Genomic DNA, 22,324 nt, shown 5'->3' on the forward strand with positions numbered 1-22,324 from the left:
GGATCAAACTCTCCAATAAAGTTAGTTTGTCTAGCATCTAAAAATAAAAATTGACGTTTCACGTTGTTTGTTTCGTTCAGTTTTCAAAGAACTACTTGGTCGCTCATTTGCGACTTCCTTATGTTAACATCTTCATTTTTCAATGTCAACTAAGTTTTTTAATTTCTTTTTTTCGTTTTCTGCGTTTCCGCATCAGCGACGGTTATTAATATATCATGCAGTATATACAGGGTCAATACTTTTTACAAAAAAATTTCACATCCCGTTAAAAACTTAAAAATCGCTGTAAAAATCATTATAGCACCCATTCATTCTTCATGGCTCCCCTCCTATCCATTTCATATCTTATCCCTTTATCAATTTACACGAGAGTGAAAATTCTAAATTTTATGTTATATTATTATTATAGGAGTGTGGTGAGAATGAGCATTAAGTATTCAAACAAAATCAATAAAATCAGGACCTTTGCATTAAGTTTAGTATTTATCGGCCTCTTCATTGCATACTTAGGTGTCTTTTTCCGCGAAAACATTATTGTTATGACAACGTTTATGATGGTTGGCTTTTTAGCTGTTATCGCTAGCACTGTCGTTTACTTTTGGATTGGTATGTTATCTACTAAGACTATCCAAATTATTTGTCCAAGCTGTGATAAGCCAACAAAAATGCTCGGCCGTGTCGATGCATGTATGCACTGCAATCAACCTTTAACACTAGATCGAGATCTAGAAGGAAAAGAATTTGATGAAAAGTATAATAAGAAGAGTTATAAATCATAAGTATCAAGGGAAATACGAGTTTGCAACACTACAAACGTTTCAACTCATTAAAAAGTTGATTTATTAAGAAATCAACTTTTTAATTGTTTTATTAAATTTATTACACCTATTTTTTCGAAATAACAGTAAACATCCCTGTCATGTTAGGCGAATAATCTTTAAAATCATATTTTTCGTAGAATGACGTTTTACCTTGCGACGCAAACAAACCAATGAATGCTTTATCTGGAGCATTCTGATTTAAGTATTCTACTAAAGTATTCATTATTTTCTTTCCAATACCATTCTTTTGATACTCTGGATGAACCACTATATCTTGAATATAGAAATAGATAGCCCCATCACCAACAATTCTCCCCATGCCGATGATTTGATTATTATCCTTGACTGTTATACAGTAAATCGAATTTTGAAGTGATATTTCCGCCACCTCAAAGTTCATATAATTAGTCCATCCCACAGAATCACATAAATATTTATATTCTTCCAATGTTGGAATGTCACTTTTAATCTCATATTTCTTCAAAATGTCCCCTCCAAGAATTCATTTCCACCAACTACAAAGTAAATTCGACAAACTTTTATCTATCCCTTCTTACTAACTTAGCACTGTAAATCCTGATTAACCTCACGCTAATCCTTATATAATAAAGAAAGAGGCTGACGTATAGCCGTCAGCCCCTTTCTTTATTATATATTACGCCTTATGACACTCTGGACAAACGCCATAAATTTCTAAGCGATGACTATTGATAACGAAGCCTGTCGTTTTCGCAGCTTCCTCTTCCAGCTTTTCCAAGCCTCCATAAGGAAAATCAACAATCTTACCACATTTTTCGCAAATTACATGATAATGTTGACTTGTAACATAATCAAATCTACTTGAAGCGTCTCCATAAGTTAATTCCTTTACAAGTCCAACCTCTTTAAACACACGTAAGTTATTATAGACAGTTGCAACACTCATATTTGGAAACTTACCTTCTAATGCTTTATAAATATCATCCGCTGTTGGGTGCGTCATTGATTCCACAAGGTACTCTAAAATAGCATGACGCTGTGGAGTAATGCGTACACCCGTATTTTTCAGCATTTCTAGCGCTTCTTTTAATTCTTCTTTGACCACCGTCATGCACCCCGATTCTATACGGATTATTATTTTATAATTCTTATAAAGAGTGTACTCCTTTTCTTATAAATCGTCAATATTTCTACTATAAGTATGTGGTTTATTTTTATATTCAGGACTTGTTTTTATGTATCTTTCCCTTTTTCTTCATATATTAAATAGAAAAAAGTGCGACATAATCGCACTTGGAATACTATCATCTGAGGAGGTATGCCCTACACTTCCACTTTATGTAAGGCAGTAAAATATGTATAGACACTTGCCTTGTTTCTGCATATTTTATCTCCAACGTAGATTTATTTTATATAAGAAAGAACATCCTCAATATGTCCTTTCACTTTCACTTTACGCCACTCTTTTACAAGTTCACCGTCTTTATTAATAAGGAATGTAGAACGCTCGATTCCCATATACTCTTTCCCAAAGTTCTTTTTTAACTTCCAAACATCGTATAACTCTGCTACTTTATGATCTTCATCTACTAAAAGGGTAAATGGCAATTCATGTTTCTCAATGAATTTCAAATGTCTATTCGCTGAATCAGGACTTACTCCAAGAATAACCGTATCCTTCTCTTGAAATACTCCATACGCATCACGAAAATCACATGCTTCAGTTGTACATCCTGGCGTCATATCTTTCGGGTAAAAATAGAGAACTACATTTTTACCGCGGAAATCAGCTAGGCTAACTTCTTCTCCGTTACTTCCCTCTAATGTGAATTCTGGTGCCATTTCTCCTACTGTAATCATTGTTATCACTCCTACTCTTTTCCTTTACTATAACAAATGCTTCCTTATTTTTCATTGTCTATTACAGACCTCATCACAAAAGCAAAAGGGAGTGTATATCCAATTAGCGCTTCTGCAATTGCAATCCACCGCCCAATTCCAATCGGAGATATGTCACCATATCCAACAGACAATAAAGTAACTGCGCTAAAATATAAACAAACTTCAACGAGTTGAAAAGAATGAGCGTTCAAACTTTCTCCGTCCTCTTTCAAAACTGCGAAACCCATTTCCTCTAATACAACGTAACTTAATCCAAACGCGATCAGTACTGTTGTATAGATCAAAAATAATGTGGCCAAATTATACAGCGAAAAAAAACGCGTTGAATCTGAATAGGAACTCCATAATAATTGGACACTTTTCAAAATAGCGATTGCTGCAATTAATAGAATAAATCCCCATAACATGTCCTCCACCTCATTTTATATGTATGAGGTGGAGGACTGATTTATCCCTTAGAAACGAACAAGCTTCTATAATTAATTACCCGCGCCACGGTATCTTTTTACTCCTTGGTTCCAGAGGTTGATTGCAATTGTAAAACAGATAACACCAACAAGTGGCGTCGCGAATGCATAACTATTCCATTCTGTTTTTCTTAAAAAGTACGCTGCTGGATATACTCCAACAAACGCGAACGGTAAAACAAACGTTAAAATGAAACGAATTACACGATTATAAATATTAACAGGATAGCGCCCGTAATTACCTATGTTATACATAAGGGGCATAATTGAACTTTTCGCATCCGACCAAAAACCAAGGCTCGCAAGCGTAACAAATATCCCTCCATATACAAGTGCTCCTCCTCCTACCATCAATATAAATAAGAAGAAATCATACCAGTAAAAAGATAATTGTAACTCCACAGCTGCATATCCCATTACAACAATCCCTGTAATGGCTCCAATTAAAGATTCAAGTTCCATTCTTTCTAATATAATTTGAAATAGGCTATGGATCGGTCGCGTTAATACACGATCCATCTCCCCTTTAATAATGTATCGATCATTAAAATCCCATATATTAAAGAAAGCTGAAAAGATGGCAAATGGTACTAAAAAGAAACCATAAATAAAGATTACCTCTTCTCGACTCCATCCCTTCAATGCTTGTGTATGCCCAAATACAACGAGAATAAATATTAAATTAACTGCTTGAAGCGATAAATCAGAAAGTAAACCAACGATAAAATCGCCTCGATACTCCAATTTCGTTTTTATATATTGACTTGCATATTGTAAAAATAAGTTTATATATAGCATCTCATCATCCCCCTTGTACAATTAGACGTTTTCTCGCCGTTCTCCACATGAGTACAATTGGAATAATAAGTACAATTGCCCAAATCACTTGAAATACTAAAGCCTCATACAACTTACTCCCCTGTATACCTTCAGAAAAAATCATACTTGGAATATAACTAATAGCCTGAAACGGTAAAAACATCATTGCTTTTTGGGCCCATAACGGATAAAAACTAATTGGTAATAATAGACCTGAAAATAAATCAATAACAACGCGTTTTGCATACATAATTCCACTATTATTAAATAGGAAAAACGTAAGCATTCCCGTCATTAAATTAATTTGTGTATTAATAATAAAACTAAATATTAAAGATAAGAAGAAATATAACCACGTTTGAAAATTCGTTGTAATTTGCAATGAAAATAATAGCGTAACGATAACCATGCCCGGGATGGAAAAGAATGCAAAACGGAATATCCCCTCGCCAAGACCTTGCATAACTTTCATACCTAAATAGTTGTAAGGACGAATTAATTCTACAGCCACACGGCCTTCTTGAATTTCCATCGCAATTTCTCTATCTATATTATTAAAATAAAACGCACGTGCCATCCACGCGATTGCGATATACGTAGTCATTTGCGAAATAGATAAACTTTCAATATTCTCTTTTCCGCTATAAATTGCTTGCCACAAAAAATAATATGCGCCGATATTAATTGTATAAATTAAAATCCCGCTATAATAGTTTGTGCGATACGCAAGCATCATTAAAAAGCGAATTCGAATCATTTCAATATACTTACCCATGCGTAATACCTTCTTCATAAATGTTACGAATAATTTCCTCTGTAGACACTTCGTTAATTTTTAAATCTTTAATTTGAAATGCTTGTACTACTTTAGAAATAAGCATCGAAATAATAACTTCTTCATTCGGAATTTTTGCAACCCATGCTTTTTCCTCTTTCGCTTTCGACCAAACAACATGATTATCTGGCATAACCATTGATAAAGCCTGATAGGAAACTGGTGCAACAAACTGAAAGTGTATTTCCTTCTCTGCTCCCCACTGCGTACGAAGATTATTTAAAGAACCGTCATACATAATATTTCCTTCATCCAGCATGATAACACGCTCACATAAAGCTTCAATATCCGTAATATCATGAGTAGTTAATAAAATTGTTGTTTTATAACGTTCATTCATTTCTTTTAAAAATTCACGTATTTTCAATTTCACAAGTACATCTAACCCAATTGTTGGCTCATCTAAAAATAATAACGGTGGATTATGAATTAAGGCTGCTGCTAATTCACAACGCATTCTTTGACCAAGAGATAATTTTCGAACTGGTTTATCTAATAAAGGCCCTATATCTAACGTTTCAATTACGTGCTCCATATGCTCCTTATACTGAGCGTCTGATACACCATACACTTTCTTTAATAAACGAAACGATTCTTGGACTGCAATATCCCACCAAAGTTGCGAGCGCTGTCCAAAGACAACACCAATTGTTCTTACAAATTCTTCTCTTTGTTTATGTGGATTCATTCCATTTACTGTGATTTGCCCTGATGTCGGAGTCAAAATCCCCGTAAGCATTTTAATTGTTGTTGATTTACCAGCACCGTTCTCACCGATATAACCAACCATTTCACCTTGCTTTACAGTAAAAGATACATCATTTACTGCTGGTACTATTTTATAATTACGATTTAATAAATCGCGAAATGCACCCTTTAAGCCCGGACGACTTGAATAGGCTGTAAACTCTTTACGTAACCCTTGTACCTCAATTACCGATTTCATAATCGGACCCCCCTCCTAAATGTCACAACGAATAGTTTACCCAACTGCCTTCGCTATCACAAACAATACGTCTTTTCGAAAAACATGTTAGAATAATACATAGATTTTTGTAAGGAGATGAATTGTAGTGAAATTCACAAAGTCAGAAGAATTACATAAAGAAGCTTTAGAGCATATCGTTGGCGGTGTTAACAGTCCTTCTCGTTCTTTTAAAGCAGTTGGCGGCGGCGCTCCTGTTGCTATGGAACGCGGGAAAGGCGCTTATTTCTGGGATGTAGACGGAAATAAATATATCGATTATTTAGCAGCATACGGTCCTATTATTACCGGACATGCTCATCCGCATATAACAAAAGCGATTACAACAGCTGCTGAAAATGGGGTACTTTATGGAACACCAACAGCGCTAGAGGTAAAATTCGCAAAAATGTTAAAAGAAGCAATGCCTGCATTAGATAAAGTCCGTTTTGTAAACTCTGGTACCGAAGCAGTGATGACAACGATTCGTGTTGCTCGTGCTTATACAGGTCGCACAAAAATCATGAAATTTGCTGGTTGTTACCACGGCCATTCTGATTTAGTACTTGTGGCAGCTGGATCTGGTCCTTCTACTTTAGGAACTCCTGACTCAGCTGGCGTACCACAAAGTATCGCACAAGAAGTTATTACCGTTCCATTTAATAATGTAGAAACTTTAAAAGAGGCGTTAGATAAATGGGGTCATGAAGTAGCAGCTATCCTTGTAGAACCGATTGTTGGAAACTTCGGTATTGTAGAGCCTAAACCAGGATTCCTTGAAAAAGTGAATGAACTTGTTCACGAAGCTGGCGCACTAGTAATTTACGATGAAGTTATTACTGCTTTCCGCTTTATGTACGGTGGTGCTCAAGACTTACTTGGTGTGACACCTGACTTAACAGCGCTTGGTAAAGTTATTGGCGGCGGTTTACCGATCGGTGCTTACGGTGGTAAGAAAGAAATTATGGAACAAGTTGCTCCGCTTGGACCTGCATACCAAGCTGGTACAATGGCAGGAAACCCTGCTTCTATGGCATCAGGTATCGCTTGTCTAGAAGTGCTTCAACAAGAAGGACTTTATGAGAAATTAGATGAACTTGGTGCAATGCTTGAAAAAGGAATTTTAGAGCAAGCAACGAAACATAATATCGACATTACATTAAACCGTCTAAAAGGAGCTTTAACTGTATACTTCACAACAAATACAATTGAAGATTACGATGCCGCACAAGATACAGACGGTGAAATGTTCGGTAAATTCTTCAAGCTTATGCTTCAAGAAGGAGTTAACTTAGCACCTTCTAAATACGAGGCATGGTTCTTAACGACAGAACATACAAAAGAAGATATTGAATATACAATCGAAGCTGTCGGCAGAGCATTTGCTGCCCTAGCAGACAATAAATAATCCCGTCATTAAAAGGAAAAAAGAAAGCTCACCTTTCTTTTTTCCTTTTTTCTATTTCATAAATCCCGTATTAATAGTATAATTATTCATAATTATCTGTTTTATATTCTTTTACAGCATTACTATCTCTGTGTACAAGGTGATTTGCACCTTAAATAGTAAGATTATTCTAACTTTTACAAGAGGGGGGATTGACGGATGCTCAATACAAAAAATACATGGACACCGTCTTTATTTCGAGATTATAGAAATGCAGAACACGATGCGTGTGGAATCGTTTCCGTTATGGAGAAAAGAAAAATTGCTACAAAAGAAAACATTGACCTTTGTATTCAATCACTCGTCAAAATGAATCATAGAGCTGGTTTCATTAATGGTGAGGGCGATGGCATCGGCATTCACATTGATGTACCAAAAGCGCTTTGGAATGAAAAACTAAAAAGTAGCGGATATAATCCAACGATTGTGGATCATCCCCACTTTATCGTTGGACATTTTTTTCTAAATAAAAAAGAAAACATTACTATCTTAAAAGATTATATTCGTACGCAATTAAACAACAAAAACTTTACAATCATTTTCGAAAGTGATGATGTAACAAACTCCGATGCACTCGGTCCACTTGGCAAACAAGAAGAACCTTTATTTTGGCAAGTTGCCCTTATCGCAGAAAACGAAATTACAAATATTGAGCAAACATTATTTTCTGTCACAATAAAAATAGAGGAAAACGAAGCAATTCATGTTACTTCATTAAGTCGTGATCATGTTGTATATAAAGTTCTAGGTGCTGGTGATACACTTGTTGCCTACTATAATGATTTACAACATCCACTTATCGCTTCAACTATGACATTAGGACATAACCGCTACTCTACTAATACATTATCTAATTTTTTTCGTGTACAACCATTTAGCATTCTCGGACATAATGGTGAAATTAACACAATCGCAAAATTACGCGATCAAGCTGAAATGATTGATGTACCACTTACTGCTGGAGGCAGTGACTCGCAAGATTTAAACCGCACCTTAGAAACCCTACTTGTTCAATACGACTACAGCTTATTTGAAGCAATGGAAATATTGTTCCCTCCAATTATTAATGAAATTAAACTTTATGAAACACCTTTACAAGATTTATATACGTATATACGTGAAGCATGGGGACATTTTGCACAAGGACCAGCTGGCATCATTTCCCGTTTTAAAGATGAAGCTGTTTTCAGTGTTGATTCCCTTGGATTACGCCCAGTATGGAAAGTAGAGACAGAGAGCTCTTATATTTTCTCTTCTGAACCTGGAGTTGTATCACCAACTAAATATGTAGCAGAACCAAAACCACTCGCCCCTGGAGAAAAGGTTGGATTAAAATGGAATGAACAAGATGAACTTGTTCTTTATGAATATGACAAATATCAAATCCAAGTATATAACCGTTTTAAAAAGCGAATTGATACTACCAATTACCATTTAAATTTATCTATCCCTGAAACGAAAAAAATCCAAGGGCTATGTGATTCTGTTCAAGTTGAAACGAAACAATACGTCGCTTTCGGATGGGACCGAGAACATATTCAGCTCCTTGAACAGATGGCAACAAAAGGCGTTGAGCCAATACGCTCACTTGGGCATGACTCACCACTTGCCGCACTCGATACTGATAGACGAAATATCGCTGACTTTATTAAAGAAAGTGTAGCTGTTGTTACAAACCCTGCAATTGACCGTGACCGTGAAATTGAACACTTCTCTACACGTACTGTACTTGGAGAGCGTCCAAGTTTATTAAGCGGCGCAAAACGGCCATTTGTAGTTGAAATGCTTTCACCAATTATTTTAGAAGGCAGCGTGGCACAACCTATTGCAGAGGAATTACACACAATTACGTATGAACAACTCATAGAGCTATTTATGACTCATAACTCTATCGCCACAATCTCTGCTACATTCAGCTCGTCAGAAACCCTGCAATGTGCATTAAGCCGCATTAGTTCTGAAGCGATAGCTGCTGTTAACAATGGTGCTTCTCTACTAGTATTAGATGACGCAAAAGCTCATCTAAATGAACGCTTGTGGATTGATCCACATTTAGTTACCGCTAAAGTACATCAAGCATTAAGTGAAAATAAATTACGCCGCAATTGTTCTCTCGTTATACGTTCTGGTGCCCTTCGCTCCTTACATGACATTGTAACGCTATATGGATTAGGAGCAGATAGTATTAATCCATATTTATTATTCGCGACTGTAAATGATGGAACAAAAATACCAATTACGAATCTGTATAATGCACTTAATAAAGGACTAGAAAAAGTCATTTCAACAATTGGAATTCATGAGTTACGTGGTTACGGACGTCTCTATTCATCTATTGGGTTACATGAGGAAATTGCAAATATATTACAAATTACAAATTTCTTCGGTTCAAATGATTTAGCTTTTTCACTTGAATCACTTACTGAAGATGCCAAAATACGAGCAGAGGATTATAACAATCCTAAAATTAGAATGCGAAAATCATTTCATATATTCCCGCGAATTTGGAAAGCAATTGGCGATGTTGCAAAAGGAAATTCTTATGATGATTACCGTGACAAGTTAAGTGAACTAGAAGAGAATAATCCAATCGCAATCAGACACCTTGTTCAAACGAAACAAACAAAACATGTCGTTCCAACTGAAGAAGTATCTATCGGCATTCAAAATCATAATTTACCATTTATTATTAGTTCTATGTCATTTGGTTCTCAAAACGAAATCGCCTTTCGCGCATATGCAGAAGCGGCCGATCAGCTAAATATGATTAGCTTGAACGGTGAAGGCGGCGAAATTAAAGATATGATTGGGAAATACCCACATACACGTGGACAACAAGTGGCATCTGGACGATTTGGAGTAAATGCCGAACTACTAAACTCATCAAACTTAATTGAAATCAAGATCGGTCAAGGCGCAAAGCCTGGGGAAGGTGGACATTTACCTGGTTCAAAAGTGACAGCCAAAATAGCTGAAGCACGTAATGCGACAATCGGCTCAGATTTAATTTCACCTTCTAATAACCATGATATTTATTCAATTGAAGATTTAGCTCAAATGATTACAGAAATTAAAACAGCTAATCAACTTGCCAAAGTAGCCGTGAAAGTCCCTGTCGTTCCTAATATCGGAACAATTGCTGTCGGTATAGCCAAAGCTGGTGCTGATTTTATTAACATTAGCGGATTCGATGGCGGAACAGGTGCTGCACGTATTCACGCATTGCAGCATGTAGGTCTCCCTGTAGAAATTGGTGTTAAAGCCGCTCACAACGCTTTATTAGAAGCAAGTATGAGACATAAAGTAGAGATTTGGGCAGATGGTGGTATTCGAAGTGTAAATGATGCCTTGAAAATCATGCTCCTCGGAGCAAACCGTATTGGATTTGGCACACTATCAATGATTGCAATCGGCTGTACTACTTGCCGTGGGTGCCATCTAGATACTTGCCATGTTGGAATTGCGACACAAATCGAGTCTGAAGCACAAGCAAAAGAACACGGATTACGCCGCTTCGTTCCGCGCGAATTAGAAAGCGCAGTTGCCGGCCTGTTAAATTTATTCACCTCTTTCGGTGTAGAACTACAACGATTAACAGGACAGCTTGGATATACAAATTTACAAGCAATTGTTGGGCGTTCTGATTTATTAGAGCAAGTTCGAGGCAAAAATTTATTAAACTTATGTAATTTACTACAAATACTAGAACATCCATCTGTTACAACAACAGAAGACGTGCCGGAAAAACAATTTAAAACCGTTCATTCCGCTGACTCAAAAGAATTAGTAGGCGTTGGTGTAGAGCAACGCGTTATGGGTGGTCTAGAATCATGTTATCGCGTTCGCAGTAAACTATATGAAGCTACTCAACTTGAACCACTTACATTAAAGTATACGAATGGTTCTATTCCCGGAAATGGGTTAGGTGCTTACAATAGTGAAAATTTATTTATACACGTAAATGGCGGCGCACAAGATGGCATTGGTAAAACTTCCTTTGGTGGTGGGATTTATATAACGAAATCAAAAGGAAAAGATGGAGTATATTATAACGGTTCTGTCGGAAAAGGATTTGGATATGGCGCACAAAAAGGGGCACTATACGTACAAGGGAACGCTGATGCTCGCGCTGGCATTCGCCTTTCTGGGGCAGACATGATAATTGGAGGTAGAATAACAAAACCACTCCGTGAAAAAGAGCAAGGAAATATAGGTGCATACTCCAATATTAAAGGTTTTGCTTTTGAATATATGACAAATGGGCGAGCGCTTGTTTTAGGTGACCCTGGTCCATGGATTTGCGCTGGCATGACTGGCGGTGTTGTTTATTTGCGTCGTGATTCAAACTTAGGCTTAACAGAACAAGCCTTAAAAAGAAGAATCGCAAAAGGCGCAAATGTTACATTACAACCAATTAGTAAAAATGGTTTGAAAGATGTAACTGAATTATTGCTAGACTATATTCGTGTACTAAACGAGCACGAGCAATATGAGGAAGTTGCTTTGTTAACACCATTATTAGATGATATACAGAACCAGTTTTTTGAGATTATCCCGAAAAAAGAACAGGCAGATCCATCTATCTCAACAGAGTAACATGAGTAATTTTCATTATTAAGAAAAAATTGACGAAGTACACTTCTCATAGTAATCTATAGTAACAATTTGAGACCTGCTGAAATTCAGCAGGTCTTTTTACTAAAAACTGATGTTTAAAAGAAATTAGGAAAAATTATAAAGTGAAACTTTAATTAGCCTACAGCAATTGAGCGTTTACCGGCATCCAGCTACTGAATTTAGAGGCGGGAATCTTACTGTTCACAATTAACGCGATAAAATGAATACTAATTTCTTTTAACGTCACTAAAATATCACTTGCTAACATATTGTAATGAATGTATAGTATCATGTTGTACATTCATTATGACAAGAGAAAGGATCTTATTAAGGGTATGAAACTTGGTGCTCGCATTTTAAAAACGGGTATTGCCATCACGTTAGCTTTATTTGCTTGTATTTTACTTCAATTACCGAGTCCGGTATTTGCGGGAATTTCAGCTATCTTTGCTGTTCAACCGTCTGTATACCGTTCTTATTTAACCGCACTTGAACAAATTCAAGCAAATGTAATCGGTGCGATATTTGCTATCGCATTTGCTACTGCTTTTGGACATAATCCTTTTATTATTGGATTAACATGTATATTAGTAATTGCTCTTACACTGCAATTACGATTAGAAAACACAATATCAATTGCTTTAGTAACAGTTATCGCCATTATGGAGTATCAAGGCGAAGATTTCTTTAGTTTTGCCTTACTTCGCTTTGCGACGATTATGATTGGTATTATTGCGGCTTCACTTGTAAATTTAGTATTTATGCCGCCGAAATATGAAACAAAACTTTATCATCGTATCGTTGATAATACTGAAGAAATTGTAAAATGGATTCGAATGAATAGCAGGCAAGCTTCTGATTTTACAACGCTAAAAACTGATATTGATCGTATGAAAGAAAAAATGATCAAATTAAACCATTACTATTTGCTGTATAAAGAAGAAAGAAGCTACACGAAAAAAGTAAAGTTCGCAAAAATTCGTAAGCTCGTTTTATTCAGACAAATGTTAGCGACAACAAGCCGTGCTTTAAGTACGTTAAAATCATTACACCGTACTGAAAACGAACTGCGTTACATGCCAGAAGAGTTTCAGGAATCTATCCAAAACGAACTTGACTCATTAACGCATTATCATGAACAAGTTTTATTAAAATTTATTGGTAAAGCAAAAAAACAACAATCAGTTGAAATGCTTGATGAAGTTGAAACGGGTAAACAAGAATTAATTGATATCTTTATGGAATATCAAAATAAGGACGATGAAGAAGCATATAAAACATGGCTACATCTCTTCCCTCTTATTTCTTCCATTATTAACTATAGTGAAGAAGTAGAGCATTTAGATTTACTTGTAGATAGCTTCTACACATACCATAAACCAGAAAAAGAACTCCAAATCGATGATAAAAAAGAAGACGAATAAAAAAACAGCTCCTTTTATGCTAAAGGAGCTGTTTCTGTTATATGTTGAAGTTGATATAAATTGTAATAAAATCCTCTTTTTCGCATTAACTCTTCATGAGAACCAGTCTCTTTAATCTCACCGTCTTCAATGTAAATAATCGTATCAACATGCGTAATCGTCGCTAATCGATGTGCGATTATAATCGTCGTCCTGTCAGCAGCTAACGTCTGAAGCGCCTCTTGAATATACCTTTCATTTTCTAAATCCAATGCCGAAGTTGCTTCATCCAATATAAGTACCGACGGATTCTTTAGAAACACTCGTGCAATTGCCACACGTTGTCTTTGCCCGCCCGATAGCTTTACACCACGTTCTCCAACGACAGTATTATAACCCTCTGGTAAGTCTATAATAAAATCATGAATTTGCGCAGCTTTGGCAGCTGCAATCACTTCTTGCTCTGTAGCTTTCGGATTTCCATATAATATATTTGCTCCAATTGTATCGCTAAACAATAAATTATCTTGCAGTACAATTCCAATATTACTACGTAAATTTCTCATATTATACTTTCTTACATCTATCCCATCTACATAAACCGCTCCCTCAGAAACATCATAGAAACGCGGGATCAAACTAGCAAGAGATGACTTTCCTCCCCCACTCGCTCCTACAAGCGCTACTTTCTCTCCAGGCTGCATAGTTAATGACAAGTTGTGTAATATCTCTTTTTCATCTGCATTATAACGAAAAGAAACATTATCAAATACAATTTCTCCATTTAATTTTTTCGTTTGTACCGCATTTGGCACATTAACAATATCGTATTTTTCATCTAACAGTTCAAACACACGGTCCATCGATGCAAAAGATTGTGTTAATGTTGTAGATGAATTAACAAGGCGGCGAAGCGGACTATATAAACTATCCATATATCCAACAAAAGCTACCATCGTCCCTAGCGTTAACTGCCCTTGAATTACTTCATATGCTGCAAAACCAATCACAAGTAATGGACCTAAATCTGTTAACGTATTTACTGCCGAGAATGTTCTCGCCGTCCAACTTGTATGGGTTAATGCTTTCGTTAAAAACTCATTATTTCTTTTTTCAAACTGCTTCCCCTCATACTCTTCTAACGCAAAGCTACGTGTCACTTGCATTCCTTGAATACGTTCATGCAAATACCCTTGCATCGTCGCTAACGCTTGTGAACGCTCTTTCGTCAATTTCCGAAGACGTCCGAAAAAATATTTCACTGCAATTACATAAATAGGTAAAATCAATAATGCAACAAATGTTAATTTTATATTCATAGAAAACATAACAATGATGGCAATAGCAATTGTTGCAGTATCTAACCAGACGTTCATCAAACCAGTAATTACAAAATCCTTCGTTTGTTCTACATCATGGATGACACGCGAAATAATCTCTCCTGTTTTTGTATTGGAGTAATAACGTAAACTTAACTTTTGTAAGTGACCGAAAATATACTTCCGCAAATCATACAGTATTGTATTTGCGATACGCTGCGCGAAATATTGACGATAATATTCAATCGGTGGTCTTAATACCGCAAAAATAAAAAAAGCAATTCCAATCGCTGTTATTAATTGAGATGTTTTATCTTGAAGTGAACCTCCGCCTTGAATTACATCATCGATAATATACTTTAATAACCACGGCATAATAAGTGGGATACCAAACTTAACTAGTCCAATAATAATTGTAATAGCGATAAGCCATCGATATGGTTTAACAAATTGTAAATATCTTTTTATGCCCTGCACATAATCCCCCCTCTAATAGGACAAACCTGCCGGGAAGCCCCCTGCAGGTTTGTTTTAATTTCTGTACATTAAATATCGTTCATACCACATATCTACGAAGTCTGGTGCGAACGGACCTTTTCTTTGATGAATCCACTGTGTTAAATGTGCTACATTTCGTTTTAAAATTGTATCGATAACAGGTGGATACTGCATAATTTGACTATGTTTTTCATACTCATCTTCATCTAGAAGCGTATATGTCATATCTGGATACACTTTAATATCTAAATCATAATCAATATACTTTAATGCTTCAGAATCATACGCAAAAGGGGAGCTTAAATTACAATAATAATATACGCCCTCTTCCCTAAGCATCCCAATCACATTAAACCAATAGTTGGCATGAAAATAACAAATTGCTGGTTCACGCGTAATCCATGTTCGGCCATCCGATTCTGTAACTACTGTACGATCATTCGCTCCGATCACAAGACTCTGTGTCCCTTTTAAAATTGTTGTTTCTTCCCACATTCTATGAATGGAGCCATTATGTTTATAACTATGTATTTGTACTTTTTCTCCTTCTTTGGGAAATCCCATATATGCTCCCTTCTTTCAACTGCAAATGCCCTTTGAACGGCATTCACTTTTCTTCTATTATAACTTTTTTGTCAAAATTTTAAAACTAAAGGGATAAGACTCTATTTTCCACACTGAATATGCAGGAGGTTTATCGTTGAATACAATAATACCCAATCTTCTCAGAAAACAAGGATTGTACTGTATTATTTATAAACGAGGACATGTAATAGAAAAAGCCCCTCTCTATTTGAAGGACTTTTCACCTGAAGGCAATAATATATCTTATCCTAAATTTGAAATCATTTTTTCAGTTGCAAAAGATTGGATTACACTATTCGTTTGTTCTTCAAATTTCTCATGTAACATCTTCAACGCTACTTCTGTTCTATATATTTCCTGACGGATAAAATGCAGTTCTTTTTTATCGCACGTTTCTTTTTCATTCATTTCAATTTGTTGATACTTCTCTAAGTGTGATTGCAATTTTAACAGCTCATCCATCGTTTCCAATTGTTCTCCCACCAACTTATCAAAATCGTTCATTACTTACCCCCTTTTGGATTTCTTCATCAGTTATTATTCCTAATTACATATTTCTAATCTTTAACTTCCTTCTCCTTTGACAACATTTGTTGACTTATTAGAAGTTATGTCGTTCACTTTCTTTTCATTACAATGACCCGCACACAAAGAAAACACTTCTCTCGAATTGGAGAAGTGTTTTTCTTTCATTACTCGTTTGAACTAGAAGATTGTGATTGTTTTGCAGCTGACTTAGCATTTTGTTTTTTCACAGCATGCACGTCTGTTTCAGTTGCAAATTCTGTACCATAACTAGCGTTTGCACTTTGTGCACCAGAAGCTTGTGCTTTCTTTGCTTCTGATTGTGCGTTTGCTTGTTTTACTGCTTGTACATTTGTTTCAGTTGCAAACTCTGTACCATAACTAGCATTTGTACTTTGAATGCTAGCACCAGAAGTTGCCTTGTTATAACCTTGTTGTTTTTTACTCATCTTTCTCACCTCCACAATCAATAATGTAACCAATTCAACTAGAAGCTATCCGTAATTTTCTTTTGAAAAAATTCCGCATATATCTCTTGTTACTCATTCAAACTATAGAAAATGGAGGTGGAAATATGTATATAGGACGCGATATGACTGAACTAACGATGCTTTCAAAAAACGAATGGAAAGAAGATGAATTAGCTTATTTTCATCATTCATTACAACAGATTTTGCCCTATTTAAATGCGGAAGGGCAAAGTATTTATAAAGAAATTGTAATAGAGATCGAATCAAGGGGCGGCTTACAAGAAGGTGATGCCAGTTGGACTCATGGGACAAAAATTTCTTACGATTAAAAAAGTGTTCCCAATTTAGGGAACACTTTTTTGTTTATTGCATTGTAATTTTCTCAACACAACTCTCATAAATCGTACGATGCGATTTAGAGAAAGGTAACTGCTCAAATGCTTTTTTCGATACAAGTTTCAATGTATCTGTTTCAACAATATCACCGGTTACTTTTCCGTAAAATACAAATATATCCCAAGTACGATGAGTAAATGTATGTTGTACATTCATTGCGTACTCATCAATAGAAATCGAAAGCTCAAACTTTTCTTTCATATAATCTATAAGCTGTTCTTTCTGACTTCGAATCCCTTCGCCAAGTTCAATATTCGGAAACTCCCACATATTAGCTAATAATCCGCTACTTGGACGTTTATTAATAACGTAACGACCATCTTCAGTTTGAAGTACTCCTGCAACAAGCGGTACCATTGTAGGAGCTTTCGCTTTACTTTTTACTGGTAGTTCTTTTTGAACACCTTCAGCATATCCTCTGCAATGCTCACGTACAGGACAAAGTAAGCAAGATGGATTTTTTGGAATGCAAATCAATGCACCTAACTCCATCAAACCTTGATTAAAATAAGATGGATTTTCTTTCGAAATAATTTCACGCACAATCTCTTCAAAAACTTTTCGAGTCTTTGGTTTTGCAATATCATCCCATACTGATAAAATGCGAGATAATACACGCATAACATTTCCATCAACTGCCGGCTCTGGTATACCATATGCGATACTTAAAATAGCGCCTTTTGTATATGGTCCGACACCTTTTAACTTTTCAATTTTCTTTACATCACTCGGTACAACCCCGCCGTATACTTCTTTTACCTCTTTTACTGCCGCATGTAAATTACGTGCTCTAGAATAATATCCTAAACCTTCCCATGCTTTTAATACTTCTTCATCATCTGCGTTCGCTAACGCTTCAAGTGTAGGAAACTTCCCCATAAAATTTGCGTAATATGGTTTTACAGCTTCTACTCTTGTTTGCTGTAACATAATTTCCGAAACCCAAACGCGGTATGGATCTTTATTTTTTCTCCATGGTAAGTCGCGCTGTTCTTCTTCAAACCAACCAATTAAATCATTTTGAAACTGCTCTATATTAAAATTTTTTAGTATTTCAAGTGTCAAACTTGATCCCCCTCATTTTTTTGCATATAAGTACTATTATAAAGATTTTAGGAAAAAATTTAAGTAAGATGACATAGGAAATTGAAGGCAAAGGACTTGAGGTATCGAATAAAAAGAGTTACATTAATAAAAAACGGAGGTGGATTTCTATGGACACAGCCACTCACCTTGTTATGGGTATCACTTTAGGTAGCTTAGCAACATTAGATCCAGCCATAGCACAAAGTGATATTGGCCCACAAGCTGTTATGCTTGCTACAATTGCTGGTTCCAACATTCCTGACATTGACACAGTTTTAAAATTGCGTAATAACGCTAAATATATAAGAAATCATCGCGGAGTTACTCATTCCATTCCCGCGGTAATTCTTTGGTCATTCCTTATAAGTGGCATCTCTTTCGCCTTCTTTTCAGACGCTCCATATCTTCATCTACTACTTTGGTCATTTATTGCAGTCTTCCTTCACGTCTTTGTAGATATTTTCAACGCCTATGGTACACAAGCATTACGGCCTTTCACAAAAAAATGGGTCGCACTCGGCGTGATTAATACATTCGATACCGTAATTTTCTTTATCCATATACTTGCAATTGCTTGCATGCTCGTCGGTTCTCATAAAGGATACACTGCCTTAGCAGCATATATATTAATGATTGTTTACTATATCGGACGAATTATGATGCACAGAAATATAAGAAGCGTTGTACACAAACGTTTCAAAAATGTCGAAAAGATTATCATTTCTCCTTCTTACCGATTTTATCATTATCATTTAGCAGTCGTTACAGCTGATTATTACTACGTTGCGAGATGGCACCGTGGTAACATCATGATATATGACAAGTTCGATCGGGTACCGTTCCCAGACAATGATATTATGCGAGCAGCTAAACAAGATGAAAACATCTCGGCCTTCCTATCTTTCTCTCCTGTATATCGCTGGGATATTTTTGATCATGATCATTATTACGAAGTACGATTCATTGATTTACGGTATCGAAGTAAAGATTATTATCCATTTGTCGCGATTGTTCAGCTCGACCATAATTTAAATATTATTAGTTCCTATACAGGATGGATTTTTAGTGAAGAAAAACTTCGAAAAAAACTGGAATTACTTCCACATTAAAAAAAGCGACTCAAGTCGCTTTTTTTAATGTTTCAAATGATCTTCTTGATTAATTAAATGACTATACTTCGGATTGTTTGTACGCATTTCATGAAGGCGTACACCATGATTATTAATCCATGATCGTACCACTTGCTCAGTCATTTCCTCACCTTGATAACGCCCTGATTTTGCATAAGTTGTTTGAAAATCTTCCCAAAGTAATTCAACCCATGCACGAGCTTGTCCGTAAGAAAGCTTGTCATTCTTGTCTAATAATTCTTTCGTTAATGCTTCATAAATATCATTCATGTTCTAATCTCCTTTTACCTATTTATCCCTTCATTTCTAAAGGATAGTTTCTTCTGTTTTGCACATTCTATAAGTGATACTTCTTAAAGAGGTATCAACTGATGAGGAGGAGGGCGTTCGCAATGGGTAAACAAGCCGAATTTTGGTCTGAGTCAAAAAACAACAGCAAAATCGACGGTCAGCCGAAAGCGAAATCACGCTTCGCTTCGAAGCGACCTAACGGCACAATTAACACGCACCCACAAGAACGTATGCGTGCTGCAAATCAGCAGGAAGAGTAGTACAAATTAAATTAACTTCCTACACGAGGTGATAAAGATGAGCTACCGTGATCGCTTAGATAGTCGTTCTGAATTATTTAACCATACGTGGACTCGTCCAAAACATGCGAAAGCGCAAGTTAACGGACAGACGCAACAAACCCAGTCTCTCATTATATTGGCAAATGAATGTAAAAAACGCCAATTTTAGAATCTCCTATCTCCTTTAACGCCTACCAAAGATGAAAACCAGAGAGATATGTGCTCTCTGGTTTTTATTTTTCTTGCAATAAGGAAATTGGTATGCCAATCTCTTCATTATCATTTTGCTTATATCCCCAAGCAAATACCCCATTGAAATACGTAATTTTAAATAATACACCAGGTTCTTCTACTAATTCATATATTTCACCAATACGGAACTTGTTTATATCCGTCATATAAGCACGAGCCATTGCCATTTTTCTCATTAATACATCAAATTCATTGACAATCCCAAGCTGCTCAGCTTTTACTGCTTGCTCCTTCAAAGCGCCAATTTCTTCCCTTAGCTCATGCGGTGTCATTTCACTGTAGCGTTTTGGCATATTCATCTTATTCTCCTCATTCCTCTTCGCGTTTCATTTGCAAAAATATCTCAATTTCATCAATCGAGAATCCTTTTCTATATAACGCTTGTTTCATCTTGTTTTCAAATGTCCATCCATCATACTTCTTATATTTCTCATAATATTTATTCCCATGATAGTGTAACGCTTCTTGTTGCTTTTCGTCATCTCTTTCGTCTTTCAATTCTTCCAAACAAATTTGAATTACTTCTCTAGAATATCCTTTTCGAACAAGCATCTCATCTAACTTTAGCTTCATTTGTAAAAAAGAATGCTTTTGATAAGATTTTTTCTTCTTTTCTATGAGAAACAAGGCATTCTCAATTTGCTTTTCCTTCGGATATTCTTGTAAACTGTGCATAATAAGTAAATCTTGAACACCTTTATTTAACAACTCTCTTTTAATAACAGTTGGACCTTTTCGATTCACATTACTTTGCGTTCGTGTATATAAAACAGCGTACTCTTTATCATTAATATATCGGTCATGTAATAATTTCGAAACGACTTCAGAGATGATGGCCTGTCCCACTTCTTTTTTTCGTAAAAAATCTTCTATTTCTTGTTTTGTTCTCATTTGATAGGATAAATAGGAGATTGCTTGTAAATATGCTTTTTGTACCTCTTCATTGTACAAAATATTTCCTAACTCTATTTCATCAATTTCTAAGCCTTTTTGTAATCCATGTTTCATTAAGATTACTTGATCCACACTAAACCCGTACTCTTCACCTTGGCCTTTATCAATATAAATATTAAATCGTTCTTTCGATCGTTTTTGTACTTCTATTTTTGTAATGACAGCCATACTCTCACCTCTCTATTATTTTAACATAGTCGAGGAACATTTTTTCTTTTCAAGAATATATATAATGAGGAGGAAATACTTGTGAAAATCGCAATTTCTGGTGGTACAGGCTTTATCGGTAAATATCTTTCTACTTTTTTTGTTCAAAAAGGATATACTGTTTACATCCTCACACGAAAAAAAACTACTGAAACTTCCGACCCTAACCTTCAGTATGTTCAATGGACACCAGATTTACAAACCTTCCCCCTCTCTTCTATTGATGTAGTTATTAATCTAGCCGGAGAGTCTATTAATAGTAGATGGACAAAGAAACAAAAGAAAGCCATTTTAAACAGTAGAATTCAAACAACAAAAGGACTCATTAAACAATTGCAGGCACTCCATAAAAAACCACATACATTTATTAATGCAAGTGCTATTGGATACTACGGAACATCTGAAGTAGAGTCTTTTACTGAGCAACAAGAAACTCCCGGAAATGACTTTTTAGCAGAAACAGTATTTTTATGGGAACAAGAAGCAGCTAAAGCATGTTCTCTCGGAATAAGAACAATTTACACAAGATTTGGCGTTGTATTAGGTGCAGATGGCGGAGCCTTGCCAAAAATGTTACTTCCCTATCAATTCTATATCGGCGGCACCATTGGTTCTGGGAAACAATGGTTATCATGGATTCATATAGACGATGTCGTTCGTATGATGGATTTCATCATACACAAAAAAGAAATTGATGGTCCTCTTAATATGACAGCACCAACACCTATAAGAATGAAGGAATTTGGAAAGACCATCGCTGCTGCAACGAGAAAACCACATTGGCTGCCTGTCCCTTCATTTATGCTTCACGCCTTATTAGGTGAGATGAGCATACTTGTACTAGAAGGGCAACATGTATTACCTAGTAAAGCAATTAAACATGGATATCAATACACATTTCCGGCAATAGACCATGCATTACAAAATATACTTTCGCATACAATGTAGTACTTCTAAAACACAATTTTACATGGGCCCTTTTAAAACTTTCATTTTCTAGGATCCGAAGCATTACCATACAAATAACCTTTCAGTTACTTTCCCTCAACTTCCATTAGCATTATAAAGTAACAGAA

The 22,324-nt window shown here is 35.9% G+C and carries 25 protein-coding genes; 9 read left to right on the forward strand and 16 right to left on the reverse strand.

The window, feature by feature from the left end; genetic code table 11:
* The first annotated feature begins 422 nt into the window (after positions 1-422).
* Entirely contained in the window at positions 423-779 is a 357-nt protein-coding gene (locus tag MRP26_RS23170; protein ID WP_000025067.1) for a YgzB family protein, read from the forward strand.
* A gap of 106 nt (positions 780-885) precedes the next feature.
* Here MRP26_RS23170 and MRP26_RS23175 read toward each other — a convergent pair whose 3' ends face one another.
* The 7 genes from MRP26_RS23175 to MRP26_RS23205 all read right to left on the reverse strand — a co-directional run bounded on the left by MRP26_RS23175 (position 886) and on the right by MRP26_RS23205 (position 5,769).
* Entirely contained in the window at positions 886-1,305 is a 420-nt protein-coding gene (locus MRP26_RS23175; RefSeq protein ID WP_000759743.1) for a GNAT family N-acetyltransferase, read from the reverse strand.
* Positions 1,306-1,476: 171 nt separating this feature from the next.
* A complete protein-coding gene (perR, locus tag MRP26_RS23180) occupies positions 1,477-1,905 on the reverse strand; it encodes a peroxide-responsive transcriptional repressor PerR (RefSeq protein ID WP_000237829.1) in 429 nt (142 codons plus the stop codon).
* Positions 1,906-2,204: 299 nt separating this feature from the next.
* On the reverse strand, positions 2,205-2,660 hold the full coding sequence (gene bcp, locus MRP26_RS23185) for a thioredoxin-dependent thiol peroxidase (protein WP_000633711.1): 456 nt from the start codon (positions 2,658-2,660) through the stop codon (positions 2,205-2,207).
* A gap of 44 nt (positions 2,661-2,704) precedes the next feature.
* Positions 2,705-3,109: a potassium channel family protein gene (locus MRP26_RS23190; protein WP_000964343.1), complete on the reverse strand. Its 405-nt coding sequence runs from the start codon at positions 3,107-3,109 to the stop codon at positions 2,705-2,707.
* Positions 3,110-3,181: 72 nt separating this feature from the next.
* Positions 3,182-3,967 carry an ABC transporter permease gene (locus tag MRP26_RS23195; RefSeq protein ID WP_000965774.1) on the reverse strand — a complete coding sequence of 262 codons (786 nt, stop codon included), beginning with the start codon at positions 3,965-3,967 and terminating at the stop codon, positions 3,182-3,184.
* 4 nt (positions 3,968-3,971) lie between these two features.
* Positions 3,972-4,763, reverse strand: a complete 792-nt coding sequence (locus MRP26_RS23200; protein WP_000521519.1) for an ABC transporter permease — start codon at positions 4,761-4,763, stop codon at positions 3,972-3,974.
* Positions 4,756-5,769, reverse strand: coding sequence for an ABC transporter ATP-binding protein (locus tag MRP26_RS23205; RefSeq protein WP_242806990.1), 1,014 nt, complete (start codon positions 5,767-5,769; stop codon positions 4,756-4,758). Before MRP26_RS23205 ends, MRP26_RS23200 begins: the two co-directional genes overlap by 8 nt.
* 127 nt (positions 5,770-5,896) lie before the next feature.
* Between MRP26_RS23205 and hemL the strand changes: the two genes are divergently transcribed.
* Both hemL and MRP26_RS23215 read left to right on the forward strand, forming a co-directional pair.
* Entirely contained in the window at positions 5,897-7,195 is a 1,299-nt protein-coding gene (gene hemL, locus MRP26_RS23210) for a glutamate-1-semialdehyde-2,1-aminomutase (RefSeq protein WP_053565316.1), read from the forward strand.
* A gap of 198 nt (positions 7,196-7,393) precedes the next feature.
* A complete protein-coding gene (locus tag MRP26_RS23215; RefSeq protein ID WP_242806992.1) occupies positions 7,394-11,830 on the forward strand; it encodes a glutamate synthase-related protein in 4,437 nt (1,478 codons plus the stop codon).
* Between the two features lie 160 nt (positions 11,831-11,990).
* On the opposite strand, the gene MRP26_RS23220 is transcribed toward MRP26_RS23215, so the two are convergent.
* The gene (locus MRP26_RS23220) at positions 11,991-12,143 is read right to left on the reverse strand and encodes a hypothetical protein (RefSeq protein ID WP_153601216.1); all 153 of its coding nucleotides are present in this window, start codon (positions 12,141-12,143) and stop codon (positions 11,991-11,993) included.
* Positions 12,144-12,186: 43 nt separating this feature from the next.
* Between MRP26_RS23220 and MRP26_RS23225 the strand changes: the two genes are divergently transcribed.
* Positions 12,187-13,275, forward strand: coding sequence for an aromatic acid exporter family protein (locus tag MRP26_RS23225; protein WP_000765787.1), 1,089 nt, complete (start codon positions 12,187-12,189; stop codon positions 13,273-13,275).
* A gap of 14 nt (positions 13,276-13,289) precedes the next feature.
* Here the strand turns inward: MRP26_RS23225 and MRP26_RS23230 are convergent, their stop codons facing one another.
* The 4 genes from MRP26_RS23230 to MRP26_RS23245 form a co-directional block, all read right to left on the reverse strand.
* Positions 13,290-15,050, reverse strand: coding sequence for an ABC transporter ATP-binding protein (locus MRP26_RS23230; RefSeq protein WP_053565318.1), 1,761 nt, complete (start codon positions 15,048-15,050; stop codon positions 13,290-13,292).
* A 54-nt stretch (positions 15,051-15,104) separates the two neighbouring features.
* Positions 15,105-15,635, reverse strand: a complete 531-nt coding sequence (gene ntdP, locus MRP26_RS23235; protein ID WP_000506627.1) for a nucleoside tri-diphosphate phosphatase — start codon at positions 15,633-15,635, stop codon at positions 15,105-15,107.
* A 264-nt stretch (positions 15,636-15,899) separates the two neighbouring features.
* Complete coding sequence (locus MRP26_RS23240; protein WP_088022132.1) at positions 15,900-16,160, reverse strand: YgaB family protein; 261 nt, start codon at positions 16,158-16,160, stop codon at positions 15,900-15,902.
* Positions 16,161-16,348: 188 nt separating this feature from the next.
* Positions 16,349-16,630 (reverse strand): gamma-type small acid-soluble spore protein, encoded by a 282-nt coding sequence (locus tag MRP26_RS23245; protein WP_000039034.1) that lies wholly within the window; start codon positions 16,628-16,630, stop codon positions 16,349-16,351.
* A gap of 125 nt (positions 16,631-16,755) precedes the next feature.
* Here MRP26_RS23245 and MRP26_RS23250 point away from each other — a divergent pair, with 125 nt between their 5' ends.
* Positions 16,756-16,980, forward strand: a complete 225-nt coding sequence (locus MRP26_RS23250) for a hypothetical protein (RefSeq protein WP_000275439.1) — start codon at positions 16,756-16,758, stop codon at positions 16,978-16,980.
* A 34-nt stretch (positions 16,981-17,014) separates the two neighbouring features.
* On the opposite strand, the gene mutY is transcribed toward MRP26_RS23250, so the two are convergent.
* Complete coding sequence (gene mutY / locus MRP26_RS23255; protein WP_088022131.1) at positions 17,015-18,112, reverse strand: A/G-specific adenine glycosylase; 1,098 nt, start codon at positions 18,110-18,112, stop codon at positions 17,015-17,017.
* Positions 18,113-18,261: 149 nt separating this feature from the next.
* Between mutY and MRP26_RS23260 the strand changes: the two genes are divergently transcribed.
* Positions 18,262-19,242, forward strand: coding sequence for a metal-dependent hydrolase (locus MRP26_RS23260; RefSeq protein WP_000379115.1), 981 nt, complete (start codon positions 18,262-18,264; stop codon positions 19,240-19,242).
* A 24-nt stretch (positions 19,243-19,266) separates the two neighbouring features.
* Here the strand turns inward: MRP26_RS23260 and MRP26_RS23265 are convergent, their stop codons facing one another.
* Complete coding sequence (locus MRP26_RS23265; RefSeq protein ID WP_000998159.1) at positions 19,267-19,533, reverse strand: YfhJ family protein; 267 nt, start codon at positions 19,531-19,533, stop codon at positions 19,267-19,269.
* A gap of 122 nt (positions 19,534-19,655) precedes the next feature.
* On the opposite strand from MRP26_RS23265, the gene MRP26_RS23270 reads away from it, so the two are divergent.
* Together MRP26_RS23270 and MRP26_RS23275 are read left to right on the forward strand one after the other, a co-directional pair.
* Positions 19,656-19,814, forward strand: coding sequence for a small, acid-soluble spore protein K (locus tag MRP26_RS23270; protein WP_000517891.1), 159 nt, complete (start codon positions 19,656-19,658; stop codon positions 19,812-19,814).
* A gap of 37 nt (positions 19,815-19,851) precedes the next feature.
* Positions 19,852-20,004: a YpzG family protein gene (locus tag MRP26_RS23275; protein WP_000122093.1), complete on the forward strand. Its 153-nt coding sequence runs from the start codon at positions 19,852-19,854 to the stop codon at positions 20,002-20,004.
* A gap of 64 nt (positions 20,005-20,068) precedes the next feature.
* Here the strand turns inward: MRP26_RS23275 and MRP26_RS23280 are convergent, their stop codons facing one another.
* Entirely contained in the window at positions 20,069-20,386 is a 318-nt protein-coding gene (locus MRP26_RS23280; protein ID WP_001057023.1) for a YfhH family protein, read from the reverse strand.
* A gap of 10 nt (positions 20,387-20,396) precedes the next feature.
* Positions 20,397-21,209, reverse strand: a complete 813-nt coding sequence (recX, locus tag MRP26_RS23285) for a recombination regulator RecX (protein WP_053565320.1) — start codon at positions 21,207-21,209, stop codon at positions 20,397-20,399.
* An 81-nt stretch (positions 21,210-21,290) separates the two neighbouring features.
* Between recX and MRP26_RS23290 the strand changes: the two genes are divergently transcribed.
* Positions 21,291-22,196 (forward strand): TIGR01777 family oxidoreductase, encoded by a 906-nt coding sequence (locus MRP26_RS23290; RefSeq protein WP_053565321.1) that lies wholly within the window; start codon positions 21,291-21,293, stop codon positions 22,194-22,196.
* Positions 22,197-22,324 lie beyond the last annotated feature (128 nt).

The organism is Bacillus sp. CCB-MMP212, from assembly GCF_022748145.1.
Taxonomy (GTDB): domain Bacteria; phylum Bacillota; class Bacilli; order Bacillales; family Bacillaceae_G; genus Bacillus_A; species Bacillus_A cereus.

Bases quoted from the DNA above. Each gene is read 5' to 3' on its own strand.
- MRP26_RS23280 (WP_001057023.1), bottom strand. From the start codon at position 20,386: ATGAATATGCCAAAACGCTACAGTGAAATGACACCGCATGAGCTAAGG.
- MRP26_RS23205 (WP_242806990.1), bottom strand. From the start codon at position 5,769: ATGAAATCGGTAATTGAGGTACAAGGGTTACGTAAAGAGTTTACAGCC.
- bcp (WP_000633711.1), bottom strand. From the start codon at position 2,660: ATGATTACAGTAGGAGAAATGGCACCAGAATTCACATTAGAGGGAAGT.
- MRP26_RS23170 (WP_000025067.1), top strand. From the start codon at position 423: ATGAGCATTAAGTATTCAAACAAAATCAATAAAATCAGGACCTTTGCA.
- MRP26_RS23215 (WP_242806992.1), top strand. From the start codon at position 7,394: ATGCTCAATACAAAAAATACATGGACACCGTCTTTATTTCGAGATTAT.
- MRP26_RS23240 (WP_088022132.1), bottom strand. From the start codon at position 16,160: ATGAACGATTTTGATAAGTTGGTGGGAGAACAATTGGAAACGATGGAT.
- MRP26_RS23225 (WP_000765787.1), top strand. From the start codon at position 12,187: ATGAAACTTGGTGCTCGCATTTTAAAAACGGGTATTGCCATCACGTTA.
- ntdP (WP_000506627.1), bottom strand. From the start codon at position 15,635: ATGGGATTTCCCAAAGAAGGAGAAAAAGTACAAATACATAGTTATAAA.
- MRP26_RS23190 (WP_000964343.1), bottom strand. From the start codon at position 3,109: ATGTTATGGGGATTTATTCTATTAATTGCAGCAATCGCTATTTTGAAA.
- MRP26_RS23195 (WP_000965774.1), bottom strand. From the start codon at position 3,967: ATGCTATATATAAACTTATTTTTACAATATGCAAGTCAATATATAAAA.
- MRP26_RS23250 (WP_000275439.1), top strand. From the start codon at position 16,756: ATGTATATAGGACGCGATATGACTGAACTAACGATGCTTTCAAAAAAC.
- MRP26_RS23260 (WP_000379115.1), top strand. From the start codon at position 18,262: ATGGACACAGCCACTCACCTTGTTATGGGTATCACTTTAGGTAGCTTA.
- MRP26_RS23220 (WP_153601216.1), bottom strand. From the start codon at position 12,143: ATGATACTATACATTCATTACAATATGTTAGCAAGTGATATTTTAGTG.
- MRP26_RS23265 (WP_000998159.1), bottom strand. From the start codon at position 19,533: ATGAATGATATTTATGAAGCATTAACGAAAGAATTATTAGACAAGAAT.
- MRP26_RS23270 (WP_000517891.1), top strand. From the start codon at position 19,656: ATGGGTAAACAAGCCGAATTTTGGTCTGAGTCAAAAAACAACAGCAAA.
- MRP26_RS23200 (WP_000521519.1), bottom strand. From the start codon at position 4,763: ATGGGTAAGTATATTGAAATGATTCGAATTCGCTTTTTAATGATGCTT.
- MRP26_RS23275 (WP_000122093.1), top strand. From the start codon at position 19,852: ATGAGCTACCGTGATCGCTTAGATAGTCGTTCTGAATTATTTAACCAT.
- MRP26_RS23245 (WP_000039034.1), bottom strand. From the start codon at position 16,630: ATGAGTAAAAAACAACAAGGTTATAACAAGGCAACTTCTGGTGCTAGC.
- recX (WP_053565320.1), bottom strand. From the start codon at position 21,209: ATGGCTGTCATTACAAAAATAGAAGTACAAAAACGATCGAAAGAACGA.